Source organism: Litoreibacter sp. (assembly GCF_058136045.1).
The window spans coordinates 371,024-387,610 of record NZ_JBYVDD010000006.1 but is presented as its reverse complement, the minus strand read 5'-3'; the positions used below and the strand labels follow the sequence as shown (position 1 = coordinate 387,610).

Sequence of the window (16,587 nt, the reverse complement as noted above, 5' to 3'; positions counted from 1 at the left end):
GGTTAAGGGGCGATGCGATCTATAATAAAAGCCTCGGCAGGTTTGCCGGGGCATAAGAACCGGGTGATGCCAGTGCCAAAATCGGCAAGGTCTTCAGGCTCCATATGTGCAATCAAGGTTCGCAAGCTAACCGGCACATAGAAGCGAAAAAACATCCGCTTCCCATGCTCATCTGTCAGATAAATAAAGCGGCGAAAATGGCGGCGCAGGGCGTGTAGGCTGGCCGGGCTTTGGACAATGATGCCTGCCTCGTCCGCCCATAGCCCACGTTGAATGCCATCTTTGGGGTATCTTGAGAATAGCGCGCGCGTCAGGGGTGCATTTTGCTCAAGTTGAACAATATAGGGTGCGGTGTCGGCAAATTCCTCGGCGGCATCTCCCTCGTAAAGGCATGCATATGACAGGCCAGATGCGGCGAGCCGCTCGGGGAGGCCCAGGATTAAGGCCCCATCAAGCAAGGCATATGTGCCATTGGTGTCGAATAAAAATGGGGCGAGGTCAGGCGGGATGTAATCCTCAGTAGAACCATCAAGCGGGGCCATCTTTATTGTGCGTGGTGTAAGGCTGTTGGAAAAATCGCAATCCTTCACGTGTGCCAGATACGCAGGCCCAAAAATCGCAGGTGTATCTATGGTCAGTGACTTGGCCATATTGTCGGCTGCGATGAGCCGGGCTGTAGATAAACGCTGTGCAGTGACGTTGCTGATAGTCTGGCCCTGATTTTCGCATAAGGCGTCAAGGTTGCTGCGGGCCGCTACGATGCTTGGGCCTTGGGCTGTGGCGATGCGCTGGAAGTCTTTGCCGCCTTGGATGCAGTCAAGATGAAAGACAAAAATCTGCTGCTTGGTCATTCGCTTGCCGGAGGGTGTAGCGATTTGAGGGTGCCATCTGCCGCTACTGTAAAGGGAAACGCGCCTTCCAGCGGGCGATCTAGGCTCAGCAGTAAGATGCCACTAGTCAGGCTGTAGATGTCGGTCGTGACGGGGATGTTAGCACTATGCACGAGTGCTAATTCGTCGGCCTGCCCAAAGAATGGGTGGTCCAATTCATGTTGGGCCGAGAAGTTATGGCTGTCTTCGGTCTCAAAGTTGAAAATCCGGTAGCCTTGAAATGCGTCGGAGGAGATATGCTCAACCCCATAGCGGCCATTAGGTGAGGTGAAGAGCCAATTTCTGTTCCCGGGCGAGGGTGAAATGAGCTGTGCATTGGTTGAGGACATGACGGTTTCACCATCCCCGCCATAGATATCTTGTGCGATCAGGCGCGCCCCATCACAGGATAAGAATGCAATCTCGGGGTAGAGAGTAATGTCCTTCACGTGGAATTTATTTGCAAATTTTGCAGAGCCTAAAGTGCCATTTAGAGTATAGAATTCTACCACCGTGCCATCGGCATTGGTAAAGGCCACTGTACTATTCAGGCAGGTGGTAGGTTTTTGGCCGTGAAGGAACATCAGGCCGGGAAATGTGATTTCCTCAGCACCTTCAAACCGGATGCGTGTGCCTTCATCATATTGCGAGATTAGGCATTTCCCCGCGCAGGCGATCCATGCCTGCTGAGCGGCAGGATCTTTCTGGGCTATAGCGCTGGAGGTGCTACAAATTAGACTGTCGGAAAATGCCGGGTCATCGCAGGCGGTATCTGCAAATGCCTGCCCTGCAAGGAGCATAAAGGCCAGTGACATGAGGTGTTTCATCTGCGTGTTCCTGCATGCATTCGGTCGGATACCTCGGCTTTTGTCAGGGCTGTGTCTGGCTCAATGACACAAGACCATGCTTGGCCTTTGAGGCGAAAATTCCCACGCAAAGCGCCCTCGGTGCCACCATTATAGTAGACATGCCGCCCTCGGTCACCTGTGGCACCATTTCGCTCTTGCTCTACGTTGGAGTATTTGGAGCTGGTGTTGCGATCAATTTGGGCGTTCATGCGCCGTTCTGTTCGACCGCCGGGATCGACACGACCATCTGCCCGCCCACCTTGGAAGGCGCGAATAGCGACGATGGTTGCATCATTCGGATCGGCTTCATTGATGATACCATTGGTTGGGCCGCTATATTGCCCCGTTGCGGTTAGCAGCTCTTGGATGGCGCGCACATCGGCCGGGGCATTGATTATGGCCGCGGTTGAGGTGCCGCGCAGGCCGACCGGATTTTGAACATCCAAATCACCATAGATCGAGCGCGTGCTGGCAAGCGTTCCGTTCGGGTCGTTGAGGATCAACCATTCCGCCTCGTCGTCATGTTTCACGATTGCGCCCGTGACGATCATTACATGGCCGTCGGTGGCATAGGTTGAAGTTACAGATGGCACACCTTTGCCTAATAGGTCTTTCAACCCGTCGGCATAGGCGCTTGGGATGTTTTGCGTGCCTTCGCCCGCTGGCCCGTTTCCAACCGAATATGTGTCGGGGTGTGAGACTTCTACCAAGTCACTTACTGCGCCGCGCAGATTGCCCCAGTTTTGCCAATGACGCGGAAAACTGCCCAATGTGTAGCCGGTCTTATTGCGGTTATAGGCCTTCATCATGATGTCATATCGGGTGATATCTGCACGGGTTTCCACTTGGGTTTCAGTGGCGGGTGTCACCTTTTGAATGCCCCAGTACTGCCCTTGCATTTCACCCGAAGTGGGCATGCATAAGATCGCGCCGCGTTGGCGTACGCGGTGGATGCTTTCAGCGGAATCGTTTTGGTTTCGGTACGGTACATCAAGCGATATGGTGGCGAGTTTCACTGTTACATAAAGGGTGCCGTTTTCCATGCGCACGAGGTCGGCACCGTCATAGGTGTCTTCAAAATCTTTATCGCCAGGGAAGCCGCCCTCGCCAGAGCCGAAGACATCTTGAACCTTGGCAATGAAGTTGCGCGCTTGCCCGCCTGTGGCCGCGTTCGAGGGGATGTCGATGCCGGTGACGTCAAGCGTGACCTCCTCGGATTTAACCCGGGCATCTGCATTTTCATAGACGGCTTTGAATGCGACCTCGCTGTCGCAGCATGACACGATGCCCATGGCCAACCCGTTGCTGTTGGAGACGCCAATGCGCCCCCCGTCACCTTCAATGAAGACGCCTTCGACCGGGTTTTCACCCGCGCGGGTAACTACGGAAATGACACAAGAAAGCGGGCAGGTGATGGAGGCCGCTTCGACCTCGCCCTCGCCTGCGGATTGTGCAGCGGATTGCGCGTCACCGGGTTGGGTCATGGGGTGAGCTCCTGTAAATCGGTCAGTAAACTGTCTGGGGTTGGGCGCACGGCCTCGCTTGTTGGATGCATCTTCGCGGCAAGGGGCTGAAACCGGGCATCTTGCGGAAAACGGCTGCCCAAATGCAGCCCCGCAGTGGCCCAAAGCAACATCTCACCTTGGGGCAAAGAGAGCGATGTGGCGTAGGCGTGTGCCTCTTGGGCGAATTCCACCAGGGCATTTTGAGGTGCAGCCATTGTGCGATTTGGCCAAATTTGGATCAAACTATCAAGTAGAGCCGCATCGCCGTGCCACCCGCTGAGGCGTAAGGCTTCGTCATGTAATGCCTCAAGGGGCCAAGGATCACCATCCAGCGCGGTCAACTCTTGCCATTGCCCAGCCCAGCCAAACAGGGTGTCAAAGCTGGAAATACGCTTGTTAGAGCCATCAACGGCGCGCCACCCAGCCCGATGGATGGCGCGTTGATGCAGAGGGTTCCGTTCAAAACCAGCGCCTAGATAGACGGTTAGCGCCAGGTATTGCAGGTGGTCTCGGATGCGCTTTATTCCACGTCTTTTAGCAGTCCCATAGGTAGAGCGGATCAGTGCCAATTCCACTTCGGCCCCATGCTTTGCATGATGTTCAGGAAAGGTATCACACAGATATGCTTGGGCGCGAAGCTCGTAATCGGCGACTCGCTCTTGCATGAGGGCGGACCTGCCCTGACCTGATAGTACTTTGGAAACAAGCATTTAAATGATCCCGAAATTGGGGCCTGAAATAATAAAATAGAAAATATAGGGCAAGTGTATCCGCCCTTGCGTCAACGAGGAAGAGTTTTTGCCCGCGAGGTGGCGCGCTACCTTTTCATGGGGGCGGAAACAGGGCATTGTGGGGGCGTATTTTGAATAAAGGATTGCCCCATGTCATTGCGCAAATTTGCTTTGGTTTTAATGCTGCCTCTTGCGGGATGCCTAGATGTTGAGGCCGAATTCACCGTCGGCTCGGATGAGGTGGTTACGAGCGAGGCGACGATGATTTTGGGGCGCCAGTTGTTCGACATGATGCAGATGATGGGGGCAAAAGCCGAGGGCCTATGCCCGGCAAAATCCGAGAAGATCGAAACTCCGGAGAGCGTGTCGTGTCGCACCACAGATACGATGACGATCGACGAGGTGATTGCACAAACGAAAGAAGCCAAAGACGATGACCCGTTCATGGGGGCGTTGGAGGTGGTGCGGTTGGACGATGAGCGATTAAAAATCACCCTACCTTTGGATTTTGAAAACATCGAAGGAAAGCCAGCAGAGTTAACCGCTGACAACCCGATGTTTGGCATGATTGCAGGTGGCCTGGAGGGCGCCAAAATTGTGGTGCGTTTGCGCGCGTTGGAGATTGAAAGCTCTAACGGCGCGATCTCTGAAGATGGAACCATGGTCGAATTGGTCGTGCCAACAGTCGAGTTAATCCAACCGTCCGGCACTCTGCCCGATACTTTTGAAGCAGTGCTGAAATATCGCAACTGCGGCTTCTTCGGCTGCTAATGGCTGGACGCTATCTCTGAAGTGCGAGGCAGGTCTTGCGTCGTGCTGGCAACACCAGCTTGGCCCCATTGCGATAAAGCGCGCGCACGTAGTTAGGGTCGTCGCTGCGGATGATCAATAGCCCCGGCGCGGTGCCGATGATGGCGACATTGGGCGGCAATAGAGTACCTTTTGGCACTGCGGCGGTGGCGATCGTGCCGGGCAGCATTGCGATTAACGCCAAGCCAAGCCAAGCGGCAAAGATCGTAAATATGATGCAAAACTTCCGCATTCAATAGTCGTAGATGTGCTCGAGCCCGTCGAGCTTTAGAAGCGGTATCAACTTGTGCAACTCGGTGACTTTTAGCGCAACAAGACGGCGTGTGGCATCATGAAATCCGGGACGGGTGGTTGTTGAAATTACCTCTCCTACTTGTAATTTTGTAGGTTTTGCGCATGAATAGAGACTAATCAGGATGTCGTCATTCCCTGCGATCTCGATGAACTCAACATCACTTCCCGGCTGTAAGAGCTTCGCTGCCATCTTGGTGAAGCTGCGGTAGCGTGGAACCTCGGCAATGATCAGGCCGTCTGTCTCGCTGATTATTTCTACGCCGGGAAAGGCTTCTAAGGTGTTGCTGTCTACGCCCTTGAGGATCACGCGCATGCGCAATTCATCCACACCCACCGCGCCTGCGGCTTTGGCGATCACCCGCGCATAGGCGGCTTTGGCTTTCCACTCTATACCAAGGGCAATGCGGCGTTCATGCGATCGTAGCCCCTCAGTCGGGGCGGCCATTAGCTTGGTGTACCAGCCGTCGAAATCGTATTTGTACCACGGCACTTCTTGTAGGAAGTTGGCATAATCCGCCGCCATCGTGGCCTCTACCTTGTCTTGCGGCGAGGTGTCGGAGGTGAGCGTGGCAAGCCGCCCGATGGTTTCCTCATAGGCCGCCTTAAAGATCATTTCCAACGTGAAACTGGCCCCGATGGTGTAGATGGTCAGCTTGGCATCAAGGCCTGCTTCGCCCAACTCGTCGGCCTTTTGGGTCAAGGCGCATAGGGAAGACCAAAAGCCGGTGATGGCGGTGGAGTAAGGGAAGTTATGCGGATCAGCGCGCCCCAATACTTCGGCGTAGCCTTCATAAGCATAGACGATGTGCCATTCAGGGTAAGTGAGGTAGGTGCGTGCCTCGGCGCGTTGCCAGTCGGGGTCGGTGATATGGACGGGCGCGGCTTGTTCTAAGGCTTGGCCGCGACACATGGTTTCCGTATAGGCGATAGGGGCCGCGACGATTATGATTAGGCCCAGCAAGGCGAGGCCTAGCCATTTGAAAACCCGTTTCATTTACGACCCAGAGAGGCGGCGGCTATGGCGACGCCGCCCAGTGCTAAATGAGGGATGTTGGCGGCCAGTTTGATCAGAAAGCTGGGGTACTCATAGAAGCCGTAAACCAAGATGCCTGCATCAAGGAACCCTGACCCGGTGGCAAGGCCCAGCAAGCCATCGGCAAAGTATAGGGCGCCAAAATAGGTCAGAAAAATGCGGCTGGCTCGGTGCGAGATCAAGGCCGCAGCCAATGCCCAAAGCGCCGAGGCGACATGCAGCAGATCATCGAACAGATCGAGCGCAAATATTCCGAAAGCGCGCCCTTGGTCGTCGATGATCCCCGGAATTGGGAGGTAATTTAGGGAGGCGGCAACCATCAAAGAGATGAAATACCCAAAGGTCAATTTGCGCAACACGGTCATGGTTTAAACCTTCGCCATATAGGTGTCCCACATGGCATGGCGGAACAGGTTGGTGGGGTCCATGGCGCGCTTTTTGGCCACGAAGGGGCGCAGGCCGGGGTAGGCTTTAGCCATCTGATCTTGCCGCGCATGCAGACGGTAGGGCAGGTAATAGCTGCCGCCAAGGGCCAGCACCCGATCGATCAGCTCTTGGGTCATGCGTTTCATATCCTGCTCGCCGCGATGGGTTTTTTCCTGACTGAACAGCATCACTGCGGCAATTCGGTCGGAGGGAGCATAAGAAAGCCAACTCTCGGAGTCTTGGGTCACGTAGCGCAGGGTGATGTTGAGCAGTTCTTGGTAACTGGACGGGATCACATCACGACACGCATTTACAAAGCCTGCAAACTTGTCGGGGGTTACAAAATATTCGTGTAAAATATCGGTGCGGGTTGGGTCTCGGTCGTCAAGGGTGATCACCGGCTCATTGAGCAAGGTATTGCGAGTGGTATCACCGCCGCCCATCCAGCGCCCCAGACCTGTCTCGACCCACCAACGGCGATGTTTAGCACTGTCAGAGCCAAGCTGCGCGCGAAAGATGGACCGTGAGGCTTTGGACATGAACCCAGAGCCGGGGGCAGGTGGCAGGTCGGATTGGTCTTGCGTCGGGCGATAGGTAATCATCATGGCCTGATCAAAGAAGCGGTCTTTGCTCACATCCATGCGCCCATAGGCCATTTGCACGCCGGTCTCGCCCTTGATGGCTTGCACAAAGCGGGGGCCAAATTGCTCTGCATCCATCATCTCGAAGGTTGGTTGCAGGCGGGTATTGGCAACCATTTTGATGGTCATATCGGTGATGACACCCAGCAAGCCATAGCCGCCCATTGCGGCAGAGAAAATGTCGGCGTTCTCATCGCGTGAGCAGGTGATGTGGGAGCCATCGGCCAGCATCATGCGCAGGGATTGTACTGTGGAGCCCATGCCCGAGAACGGCACGGGCCAACCATGCGCGTTGACTGAGTAGGTCGAGGCCACGCCAAAGTCGTTATTGGACTGCATGACTGCCGGGGAGAAGCCCTCGGCATCCAGTTTAGTAATGATCGTAGACCAACGGGTGCCTGCGCCACAGCGGTAGGTGAGCGCGGTCTTGTCCAACTCCATCCAGTCGTGATCAAGTGTGATGGTGGTGCCAGCTTGCGCCATGCTTTGCCCGCCCATTGAATGGCGTGCAGCAGAGGCGATGACCGGTCTGCCTGCTTGTTTGGCATCGCTTAGTTCGCGGCGCAGGGCGTCGATTTGCGCGGTTTCAAAGCGATCGGTGAATGTCAGGTGCTTAGCTATATGTGTGGGTGACAATTCTGAGGCGTCATTCAAGATTAACGGATCACCAATGGGGGCATCCAATACGCGCCCTACCGGGTCCGGGGTGGTGTAATATTTGCGTGTGGCATAGCTGCCGATCAGGGCGCCTGTGCCTAATAAGAAGGTGCGTCTGGTATTGCTCATCTAATCCTCAGCTCCCTTTTGGTTTTATCCCCAGTATATACCTGCGATCAGTATGTGGGTTTTGTAAGGGTTAACGTCAGATTAGGGTATTTTCATTGTCTTGGCAAAAGCTGGTTTATCTTTGCTATCATGAAAATAGATAAGCCTGCATTCGTGGCGCTTTGGCTTCAGAAGGATGAGGATATGGACCGTGGGTTTTCAATAGGCGGGTTGGGTGAAATTGCTATTCGATGCCGCGATTTCCCTGCGATGATTGCCTTTTACCGTGACGTGATTGGACTGAAACTGATTGAGGAAAAACAGTTTGATGGGATCAAATTTTTTCGGATTGCAGAGGGGGTTGCAGGCCACACTACAGTTCTGGCGTTGTTCGACAAAGCTTTAGGGGGTGCCCCGAATATGGTGGAAGGGGGTACAACTTCAACATTGCACCACATTGCGTTGAGCCTGCCCGTTGCACAGCAAAAAGCCGTGCGAGAATGGTATGACCATTTGGGGCAGGAATATTCCGAGCAAACGTTTGGCTGGGTTGGATGGCATGGTATTTTTACGCGCGATCCAGATGGAAATACCGTTGAACTGGTAGCCTATGATGCCACTTTTAAAGATTGAGCGGCGCTTTCGCTGCGTAAGAAAACCGGGCGCTCTGGGGTGGATGTGTCAGGCTGATAAACGTATCCGCCAGTGTCGAAATTGATGATCTGATCTGAGGTTGTTAGTCGATTTTGGATGATGAAGCGTGCCATGGCTCCACGGGCTTTCTTAGCGTAGAAACTGACAATTTTCGGGCCGCCGGGTTTGTCCTCATAGAATTGTGGCGTGATCACGTTCAACTCTAAGGCTGCTGGCTTGACCGCCCCGAAATATTCTTGGCTGGCGCAGTTGATAAGTGTGTCTGTTTGCATGGCTTTTCCCTGCGCGTTCAACGCGATACTGATCGTATCCCCCCAATAGTCATAGAGCGACTTTCCGCGCTGGGTTTTAAGCCGACTGCCCATTTCCAGCCGATAAGCTTGGATCGCATCAAGCGGTTTCAGCACCCCGTAAAGGCCGGATAAAATACGCAGGTGGCTTTGGGCAAACACGATTTCATCAGGGTCGAGGCTGGCGGCCTCAAGCCCTGTATAAGTGTCACCAGCGAAAATGAACATCGCGGCTTTGGCATTGTCGGGCGTGCTGGCGTCAGTGAAATCGCGGAAGCGGTCGCGGTTTAATGTGGCAAGGTTCTCGGAGATGCTCATGAGCTTGCGCAGGTCATTGACCGATAAGGTGCGCGCGATGCTTGCCAGCTCATTGGCGTTCGTCTGAAACTCGGGCAATGTCACGGCGACATCGACGGGTGACATGTCCAATTTCTTGGCAGGCGAGATGACAGTCAGCATGGGCGGGTCTCCTTCGGGGTGCACTGTAGCGTAGGTGGTCGCAGTCTCAAGAGGCGTGGAGGATATCGAGGAAGGCCGCGCCAAAGCGTTCCGCGCGGCGCTCACCTAGTAGGCGGGTCATAGCGGCGGTATCATCTGGTTTGCTTTGGGCCACTTTGGCAAGCAGCGAGGATGAGCAACTAAGCGGCTTATCATGCCCATCAGATCCGCGCGCTAAAGTGGCTTGTGCCTCTGACAGTTGATCGTAAATCTCCCCGCTATCGCGCCCTGCCAGCTTGCGCCGGGTCGGGTGTAATTCTGGGCTGGGTGCGCCATTGATGACCTCGAGAAAGGCCGTGCCGAAGCTTTCCAGTTTCTTGGCCCCGACACCGGAAATTCGGGCGAAATCGTCTAGATTGGCAGGGCGAGTTTCGGCCATTTCAATCAAGGTTTTGTCGTTGAAAATGACATAGGCTGGGGCGCGGGCGGCCTCGGCAAACGCGCGGCGTTTGGCTTTGAGCGCGGAGAGCAGCGGCGCGTCCTCGTCCGAGACCAGAGACCGCACAACAGGGCGGTTCGCCCCCTTGCGAATGGTGTCGCGACGCAGGGTGATACCGGCTTCGTCACGCAAAATCGGGCGGGCGGCTTCGGTCATGCGAAAGGCACCGTGGCGTGCGGGATCAGGGCGGATCAAATCACGCCCCATCATTTGACGAAACACTGCCTGCCAGCTGCGCTTGTCGAACTCACCACCAACGCCAAAAGTGGGCAACTTTTCATGGCCCCGTGCCAAAACTTTCTCGGTGGAGTTGCCCAACAAAATATCGATCAAATGACCTGCACCGAAATATTCACCAGTGCGCAAAATGGCAGAAAGCGCTTTGCGCACGGCAAGGGTGCCATCGAAAGTCTCGGGTGGTTTATCGCACAGATCGCAGTTGCCACAGATAATGTCGGCATCGCCAAAATAGCTAAGCAGCGGCGTGCGACGGCATTCCAGCGCCTCGGCGAGACCCAGTAATGCGTTTAGGCGGGCATGGTCGGCGGCTTTGCGGTCATCGGGCGCAAGGCCCTCGTCGATTTGCTGGCGGCGGAAGCGAATATCATCGGGGCCGTAAAGTGTCAGGGTGTCGGCAGGGGTGCCATCGCGGCCCGCCCGCCCAATTTCTTGGTAGTAGCTCTCGATTGTTTTTGGCAAGTCCGCGTGGGCAACCCAGCGGATATCTGGCTTATCAACCCCCATACCAAAGGCGATGGTTGCGACGACAATCAGGCCGTCTTCTTGGGAGAAACGCCGCTCGACCTCGCGGCGGTCATTTGGGTCCATGCCACCATGGTAATAGCAGGCGTTGTGTTTGGTTTCTCGCAGTGCGCGCGCAAGGGCTTCGGTCTTTTTGCGTGTGCCACAATAGACAATGCCTGATTGTCCACGCCGTGCCGCGGCGAAGTCAAGAATTTGGCGACGCGGGCTGTCTTTGACATCAAACGCGAGGTGCAGGTTCGGGCGGTCAAAACCCTGCATGAAGGTTTCAGGCTGCACCCCGTCAAACAGGCGCGTCACAATCTCGTCGCGGGTTTGCGCATCGGCGGTGGCGGTGAAGGCTGCAACAGGCACATCAAGCGCGTGTTTCAATTCGCCAATGCGTAGGTAATCGGGGCGAAAATCATGCCCCCACTGGCTGACGCAATGTGCCTCGTCGACAGCGATCATGGTGCAATTTGCGCGTTGCAACATGTCGCGAGTGCCAAACGAGGCAAGACGTTCTGGTGCGATATAGAGCAGTTTTAGCGCGCCATTTTGCAATGCGGCAAACACTTCGTCGGTTTCTTCGTCGGTGTTTCCAGAGGTTAACGCACCCGCATTAACCCCCGCCGCGCGTAATGCACGAACTTGATCACGCATCAGCGCAATAAGCGGTGAAATCACAACCGTTAGCCCGTCACGCGCGAGGGCGGGGAGTTGAAAACACAGCGACTTCCCCCCCCCGGTTGGCATAATGGCAAGCGTATTTTTACCGGCACAGACGGCATCCACAATTTCACGTTGACCGGGCCGGAACTTATCGAACCCGAAAATGTCAGCCAACAGTTTTTGCGGGTCGCCCATAAGATTTGTGCCTGTTGTTTGTGACGTGCTCAATTGTGGGGAAACTCCCATATCCTGCTTGTGCAAACAATCCCCGGAACCACTACATCTGGAGGAAGTTTTTGCGAATGGCTTGCAATTGGGCCATTGGAGCTTACATATATGCTGCGATGCGGCTAAAAGCATCGCTAACTGATCTTGCATAAGGAGGTCTTAAGATGACCTTTCTCAAAACCACGACTTTTGCTCTTTTCACACTTGTGGGCGCCTCGGCGGGCTTTGCCCAAGAAGTGACCCTACGATTCCAGCATTTTGTGTCGCCAAAATCAGCGAACCCCACATATTTCATGCAGCCATGGGCTGAGAAGATTGAAAAAGACAGCAATGGGCGTATCAAAGTAGAATTGTACCCGTTCATGCAGTTGGGTGGCAAAGCCCCGACCCAATACGACCTGATCCGCGATGGCGCGGTGGATGGCGGCTGGGTGATCCCCGGCTATCAACCCGGCCGTTTCCCAGAGGCGGAAGCGTTGGAGCTGCCCTTTATGACGACCAAATCCGGCGAGGCGGCTTCTGTGGCGGCGTGGAAATTCACTCAAAAGCACCTGATGGATGACTTTAAAGATGTCCACCTGATTGCGGCCCACATGCACGGTCCCGGATTGGTGCACAAAAAGGGCCCTGCGATCAAAGCGGTTGAAGACTTTAAGGGCCTGAAATTGCGCGGCCCGTCACGCCCTGCAACCTTGCTACTTGATAAAATGGGTGCAATCCCGGTTGGTATGCCGGTCCCGGCCTTTCCTGAGGCGCTATCTAAAGGTGTGGTCGACGGCGGTGTGATCACTTGGGAGATGTCGCCGTCCCTGAAGTTGGACGAGTTGACCGACAGCCATACCGATGTGGCGGGTGAGAAAGCACTGTATAACCTCTATTTCATCTGGGCGATGAACAAGGACAAATACGATAGCATGCCTGCTGATTTACAAGCTGTGATTGATGCAAATTCAGGCGAGTTCGCCTCCGCTTGGGCTGGCCGTGCTCATGATGAGGGTGATGTGGTTGGCAAAGCATTGATGACATCGGCTGGGAATGAAATCGGTGTGATCTCAAAAGAAGAAACTGCTCGCATGATGGCCTTGGGCGAAGAGGTCAGAGCGGAATGGATCGTGGAGGCTGATAAGAAAGGCCTTGATGGTGCAGCCTTGGTTGAAGACGCTAAGGCGTTTATTGCCGAAGGCAAATAAATACCTGCATAATTTGTATTGCCGTTAAGCCGCTCCGAAATTCGGGGCGGTTTTTTTAGGCATTGCGAATGTCTATAGCCTTGAAAGAGCCTAAGGTTTCCTCTGCCGGTTGGCGTGAAAGTAACGGTTGCGCTACGATCCCACCAAAGCGCGCATCGCTCAGGTAAACATCACGTTGAAGAATATAGCAGTAGAGGCCGCGACAAACGATCCAATCATCTTCGCTGATATATCGCCATTGAAATCCACCAGATATGCTAGAATTGGTGCATTCCACCTGTCGTCCATTACCATCCACAGCTAAATTGCAGCAATCCTTGCAGAAGTACCAAACGTATCGTGGGATGCTTTTGCATACAGCTCCACAGCCGGGACAATAGTGATTTGGGGTGCTGCTCATTTGGTCTCCATGAACGTTATATGAGTCGAGCCATATTTCTTTTGGTCGAGGACTGCGAAGCCTTCCGGGGCAGGTTGTGGGAATTCCTCCTCCCACACGATTAATGCATCGTTGGAAATCCAATTTTGTGCTTTTGCGCAAGTGAGTGCCGCTTCCCCTAAATTTTTGCCGTAAGGGGGGTCTAAGAAGATCAAATCAAAGGGTTTATATGGGTTCGAGGGCAGGCGCGTGGCATCGCAGCTTAGGACATTCGTTACCTCTGCGGCGCGCAGTTTGGCGATGTTTTTACTGAGTAGTTTGAAGCCTGCGCGCCCGTTTTCAACAAAGCAGACTTGCTCTGCCCCCCGCGATAAGGCTTCCAACCCCAACGCACCTGTACCTGCAAACAGGTCCAGCACCCGCGCGCCATCCAGTGGTGCACCAAAGCGGCCGCCGCCCAAAACATTGAACAGGCTTTCGCGAATGCGGTCAGTGGTGGGGCGCAGATGCGCGCCCATATCGCCCTTGCCCACCGGGGTCAAAGCAACGGAGCGATGGATGCCGCCGATAATTCTCATTTGAGGAGAGCTTTCATGTCTGTCTCGGGGTTCTCCACAACCTCAGGCGCGGGGTTTTTGCCAGCCTCAATCAGCCGCTTGCCAATCATATAGCTGCGTGGGTCGTTCATTGCATCCACGGCCAGCAACTGGTTGTCCTTATAATACCAAAAAGAGACCGCATCGCCCGTGGTGCGCGTCGCGATGTGGTCATAGCCGGAGTTCAACCCCGCAATTTGCAGCTTCACATTGTATTGGTCAGACCAGAACCACGGCTTAGGTACATAGGCCTTGTCCGCGCCTAGCATGTTTTCAGCAATAAGCTCTGCTTGGTCGATGGCGTTTTGCACGGATTCAAGCCGAATGCGCCCATCGCGCCATGGGAAGGAAGCGCAGTCGCCTGCCGCCCAGATATTAGGGTCTGATGTGCGCCCATGCGCGTTAGTCTCGATGCCATTGTTGATGCTTAGGCCCGCGCTCGCCGCCAGTGCGTCACCGGGCGTGATGCCGACACCGACGATGACCATATCGGCCTCTATCCGGGTGCCATCTGTGAGCTTTGCACCCGTGACACGGGGGGCGCCCAATAAGTGATCAAGTCCCACATTCTCGCGAATATCAACACTATGGCTACTATGGAGCGTGCGAAAATAGTCGGATGTTTCGGGCGCCGCGACGCGCTGCAAAATACGTGCGGCCATCTCAACCACGGTCACATGTAATCCCATTTTAGCGGCAACAGCGGCGGCCTCCAGCCCGATATAGCCGCCCCCCACGATTAACACGCGTTTGCCGGGGGCCATGTCGCGCCCCATGCGGTCCACATCATCCAAAGTGCGCACGACGTGCACACCTTCAAGGGCACCGCCTATGTTGGCGGGCAAACGGCGCGGATTAGAGCCAGTAGTCAATGCCAACTGATCATAGGAAAGCGCCTCGCCGTTTAGGGTGATGGTCTTGCTTTCTGGGTCAATCGCCGTGACCGGCGCGCCAAGTTTGAGAGTGATGTTTTGATCTACATAAAACTGCTCTGGGCGCAGGAACAGGCGCTCTTTGTCCATCTCGCCCAGCAGGTAGGCCTTGGACAATGGCGGGCGCTGATAGGGCGGTACATTTTCAGCCCCGATCAGGGTGATGGCCCCCTCATATCCAAGATTTCGAAGCTTGGCTGTTAGGGATGCTCCGGCTTGTCCGGCGCCGATCACGATAATATGGCTCATTTTGAATGCCTTTTTCTGGTCTACTGCCCACGACGAGCCTATATGCAGAGGCAACCAAAACTCAATCAGGGAAACCGACATGGCAATTTCAATTGGCGACACACTGCCCGATGCAAACCTTCTTCGTCTTGGCGCCGAGGGGCCCGAAGCGGTCTCTCTGAACAACCTGCTAAAGGGGCGGAAAGTCGTAATTTTCGCAGTGCCGGGGGCCTATACGCCGACATGCAGTGCTGCTCATGTGCCAAGCTTCATGCGCACCAAGGCTGGGTTCGAGGCTAAAGGCGTGGATGAAATCATCTGTGTGTCCGTCAACGACCCGTTTGTGATGAAAGCATGGGGCGATGCCACTGGAGCCAACGACGCCGGATTATCGATGTTGGCGGACGCTGGGGGTGAATTTACCAAAGCAGTCGGTATGGGTTTTGACGCAGTACCGGCCGGATTGTTCGCGCGCTCCAAACGGTATGCGCTGTATGCGGAAGATGGCGTGGTGAAGGTTTTTCAAGCCGAAGAAGCCCCCGGCACGTGTGAGCTATCCGGCGGTGAGGCCCTGTTGGAAAACATCTAAATGAAGGGGCCTACGGGCCCCTTTTTGCTGGCTACGGGTCGGGTTCGGCGTGGGTCTTTTTGAAGGGGCCATAATCCGTCATGATTTCGATGTCTTCACCAATGGCGGCACTCTCAGCCTCTAGGTATTGAGCGATTGCATCGCGAAACCCCTCATCTGCGACCCAGTGTAATGAATGGGTCGCCACGGGCATGTAGCCGCGCGCCAGCTTGTGTGATCCTTGCGCGCCTGCCTCTACGCGGGTCAGCCCATGGGCTATAGCGAACTCGATAGCTTGGTAATAGCACAGCTCGAAATGCAGACAGGGATGATCTTCAACGCACCCCCAGTAGCGGCCATAAAGCGTGTCGCGCCCAATGAAATTCAGCGCACCAGCAATGTAGCGCCCGTCACGTTCCGCCAGCAGCAAAAGAATGTCGTCGCGCAGGGTTTCTTGCGCTTCATCAAAGAAGGCGCGGGTTAGATAAGGCGTGCCCCATTTTCGCGCGCCGGTGTCTTGGTAAAACTGCCAAAAAGCATCCCAATGTTCAGGTTGGATTTGGTCGCCGGTTATGGCGTGGATAGTGCCGCCAAAATCAGCCGCTTGTGCGCGTTCGCGGCGGATGTTTTTACGCTTGCGCGCAGACATAGAGGCGAGGAAGTCGTCGAAAGTTTTGTAGCCGCCAGAGGTCCAGTGGAATTGTTGGCTGAGGCGTGCCAGAAGCCCCATTTCCACGCCTGCCTGTGCCTCTTCTTTGGTACAAAATGTGATGTGTAAGGAAGAGACATCATTTTGCGTGGCCAGTTGTACTGCACCCTGTATCAGTGCGGATTGGCCGATGGCATCGAACCCCGGTTTGGTTAATAATCTACGTCCGGTGGCGGGTGTATGGGGGACTGCCATTTGCAGTTTCGGGTAATAATGCCTGCCAGATCGCTCATAGGCTTCGGCCCAATTGTGGTCGAAGATATACTCGCCTTGACTGTGGTTCTTGGCGAAAAGCGGCGCGGTCGCGATTAAAATTCCAGCCTGCCGGGCCAGCAGATATTGGGACTGCCACCCCGTGCCTTGGCCGACCGAGCCGGAACGCTCCAGTGCAGATAAAAACCGGTGGGTGGTAAACGGGTCTATAGGACGGGATTGGCCGGTTTCCGGGGCGGCGCAACTATCCCATTCTGTCGCGTCAATTTGAGACAGGCTGGAGATCACGCTGATCTCTATTTCGGTATCGGTCCCGTCACTCATGATC

At 54.9% G+C, this 16,587-nt stretch carries 18 protein-coding genes; 4 read left to right on the top strand and 14 right to left on the bottom strand.

The window, feature by feature from the left end:
* Positions 1–2: 2 nt before the first annotated feature.
* The 4 genes from AC3Y7R_RS10325 to AC3Y7R_RS10310 are packed head-to-tail and all read right to left on the bottom strand — an operon-like array spanning position 3 to position 3,887.
* The gene (locus tag AC3Y7R_RS10325) at positions 3–851 is read right to left on the bottom strand and encodes a DUF4123 domain-containing protein (RefSeq protein WP_490041952.1); all 849 of its coding nucleotides are present in this window, start codon (positions 849–851) and stop codon (positions 3–5) included.
* A complete protein-coding gene (locus tag AC3Y7R_RS10320; protein WP_490041951.1) occupies positions 848–1,696 on the bottom strand; it encodes a hypothetical protein in 849 nt (282 codons plus the stop codon). The genes AC3Y7R_RS10325 and AC3Y7R_RS10320 overlap by 4 nt, the downstream gene beginning before the upstream one ends.
* Positions 1,693–3,201, bottom strand: coding sequence for a C39 family peptidase (locus tag AC3Y7R_RS10315; RefSeq protein ID WP_490041950.1), 1,509 nt, complete (start codon positions 3,199–3,201; stop codon positions 1,693–1,695). Before AC3Y7R_RS10315 ends, AC3Y7R_RS10320 begins: the two co-directional genes overlap by 4 nt.
* Positions 3,198–3,887, bottom strand: coding sequence for a hypothetical protein (locus AC3Y7R_RS10310; protein ID WP_490041949.1), 690 nt, complete (start codon positions 3,885–3,887; stop codon positions 3,198–3,200). The genes AC3Y7R_RS10315 and AC3Y7R_RS10310 overlap by 4 nt, the downstream gene beginning before the upstream one ends.
* Before the next feature lie 216 nt (positions 3,888–4,103).
* Here AC3Y7R_RS10310 and AC3Y7R_RS10305 point away from each other — a divergent pair, with 216 nt between their 5' ends.
* Entirely contained in the window at positions 4,104–4,724 is a 621-nt protein-coding gene (locus AC3Y7R_RS10305; protein ID WP_490041948.1) for a hypothetical protein, read from the top strand.
* Positions 4,725–4,734: 10 nt separating this feature from the next.
* Here the strand turns inward: AC3Y7R_RS10305 and AC3Y7R_RS10300 are convergent, their stop codons facing one another.
* Genes AC3Y7R_RS10300 through AC3Y7R_RS10285 form a run of 4 tightly spaced genes read right to left on the bottom strand, consistent with a single transcriptional unit; the run spans position 4,735 to position 7,943 of the window.
* Complete coding sequence (locus AC3Y7R_RS10300) at positions 4,735–4,995, bottom strand: hypothetical protein (protein WP_490041947.1); 261 nt, start codon at positions 4,993–4,995, stop codon at positions 4,735–4,737.
* Entirely contained in the window at positions 4,996–6,051 is a 1,056-nt protein-coding gene (locus AC3Y7R_RS10295; RefSeq protein ID WP_490041946.1) for a hypothetical protein, read from the bottom strand.
* Positions 6,048–6,455: a DUF4383 domain-containing protein gene (locus AC3Y7R_RS10290; RefSeq protein WP_490041945.1), complete on the bottom strand. Its 408-nt coding sequence runs from the start codon at positions 6,453–6,455 to the stop codon at positions 6,048–6,050. Before AC3Y7R_RS10290 ends, AC3Y7R_RS10295 begins: the two co-directional genes overlap by 4 nt.
* Positions 6,456–6,458: 3 nt before the next feature.
* A complete protein-coding gene (locus AC3Y7R_RS10285) occupies positions 6,459–7,943 on the bottom strand; it encodes an FAD-binding oxidoreductase (RefSeq protein WP_490041944.1) in 1,485 nt (494 codons plus the stop codon).
* An 18-nt stretch (positions 7,944–7,961) separates the two neighbouring features.
* Here AC3Y7R_RS10285 and AC3Y7R_RS10280 point away from each other — a divergent pair, with 18 nt between their 5' ends.
* Positions 7,962–8,555, top strand: coding sequence for a VOC family protein (locus tag AC3Y7R_RS10280; protein WP_490041943.1), 594 nt, complete (start codon positions 7,962–7,964; stop codon positions 8,553–8,555).
* Here AC3Y7R_RS10280 and yaaA read toward each other — a convergent pair.
* Positions 8,531–9,325: a peroxide stress protein YaaA gene (yaaA, locus tag AC3Y7R_RS10275; RefSeq protein ID WP_490041942.1), complete on the bottom strand. Its 795-nt coding sequence runs from the start codon at positions 9,323–9,325 to the stop codon at positions 8,531–8,533. The genes AC3Y7R_RS10280 and yaaA overlap by 25 nt on opposite strands.
* 46 nt (positions 9,326–9,371) lie before the next feature.
* The gene (gene recQ, locus AC3Y7R_RS10270; protein ID WP_490041941.1) at positions 9,372–11,411 is read right to left on the bottom strand and encodes a DNA helicase RecQ; all 2,040 of its coding nucleotides are present in this window, start codon (positions 11,409–11,411) and stop codon (positions 9,372–9,374) included.
* 197 nt (positions 11,412–11,608) lie between these two features.
* Between recQ and AC3Y7R_RS10265 the strand changes: the two genes are divergently transcribed.
* A complete protein-coding gene (locus AC3Y7R_RS10265) occupies positions 11,609–12,634 on the top strand; it encodes a TRAP transporter substrate-binding protein (protein WP_490041940.1) in 1,026 nt (341 codons plus the stop codon).
* Positions 12,635–12,793: 159 nt separating this feature from the next.
* Here the strand turns inward: AC3Y7R_RS10265 and AC3Y7R_RS10260 are convergent, their stop codons facing one another.
* From AC3Y7R_RS10260 to AC3Y7R_RS10250, 3 genes are all read right to left on the bottom strand, one after another.
* The gene (locus AC3Y7R_RS10260; protein WP_490041939.1) at positions 12,794–12,922 is read right to left on the bottom strand and encodes a hypothetical protein; all 129 of its coding nucleotides are present in this window, start codon (positions 12,920–12,922) and stop codon (positions 12,794–12,796) included.
* A gap of 108 nt (positions 12,923–13,030) precedes the next feature.
* Entirely contained in the window at positions 13,031–13,591 is a 561-nt protein-coding gene (rsmD, locus tag AC3Y7R_RS10255) for a 16S rRNA (guanine(966)-N(2))-methyltransferase RsmD (protein WP_490041938.1), read from the bottom strand.
* Entirely contained in the window at positions 13,588–14,790 is a 1,203-nt protein-coding gene (locus AC3Y7R_RS10250; protein WP_490041937.1) for an NAD(P)/FAD-dependent oxidoreductase, read from the bottom strand. The genes rsmD and AC3Y7R_RS10250 overlap by 4 nt, the downstream gene beginning before the upstream one ends.
* Before the next feature lie 79 nt (positions 14,791–14,869).
* Between AC3Y7R_RS10250 and AC3Y7R_RS10245 the strand changes: the two genes are divergently transcribed.
* Complete coding sequence (locus AC3Y7R_RS10245) at positions 14,870–15,358, top strand: peroxiredoxin (RefSeq protein WP_490041936.1); 489 nt, start codon at positions 14,870–14,872, stop codon at positions 15,356–15,358.
* A 31-nt stretch (positions 15,359–15,389) separates the two neighbouring features.
* Here the strand turns inward: AC3Y7R_RS10245 and AC3Y7R_RS10240 are convergent, their stop codons facing one another.
* Positions 15,390–16,583: a GNAT family N-acetyltransferase gene (locus AC3Y7R_RS10240; RefSeq protein WP_490041935.1), complete on the bottom strand. Its 1,194-nt coding sequence runs from the start codon at positions 16,581–16,583 to the stop codon at positions 15,390–15,392.
* Between the last annotated feature and the right edge of the window lie 4 nt (positions 16,584–16,587).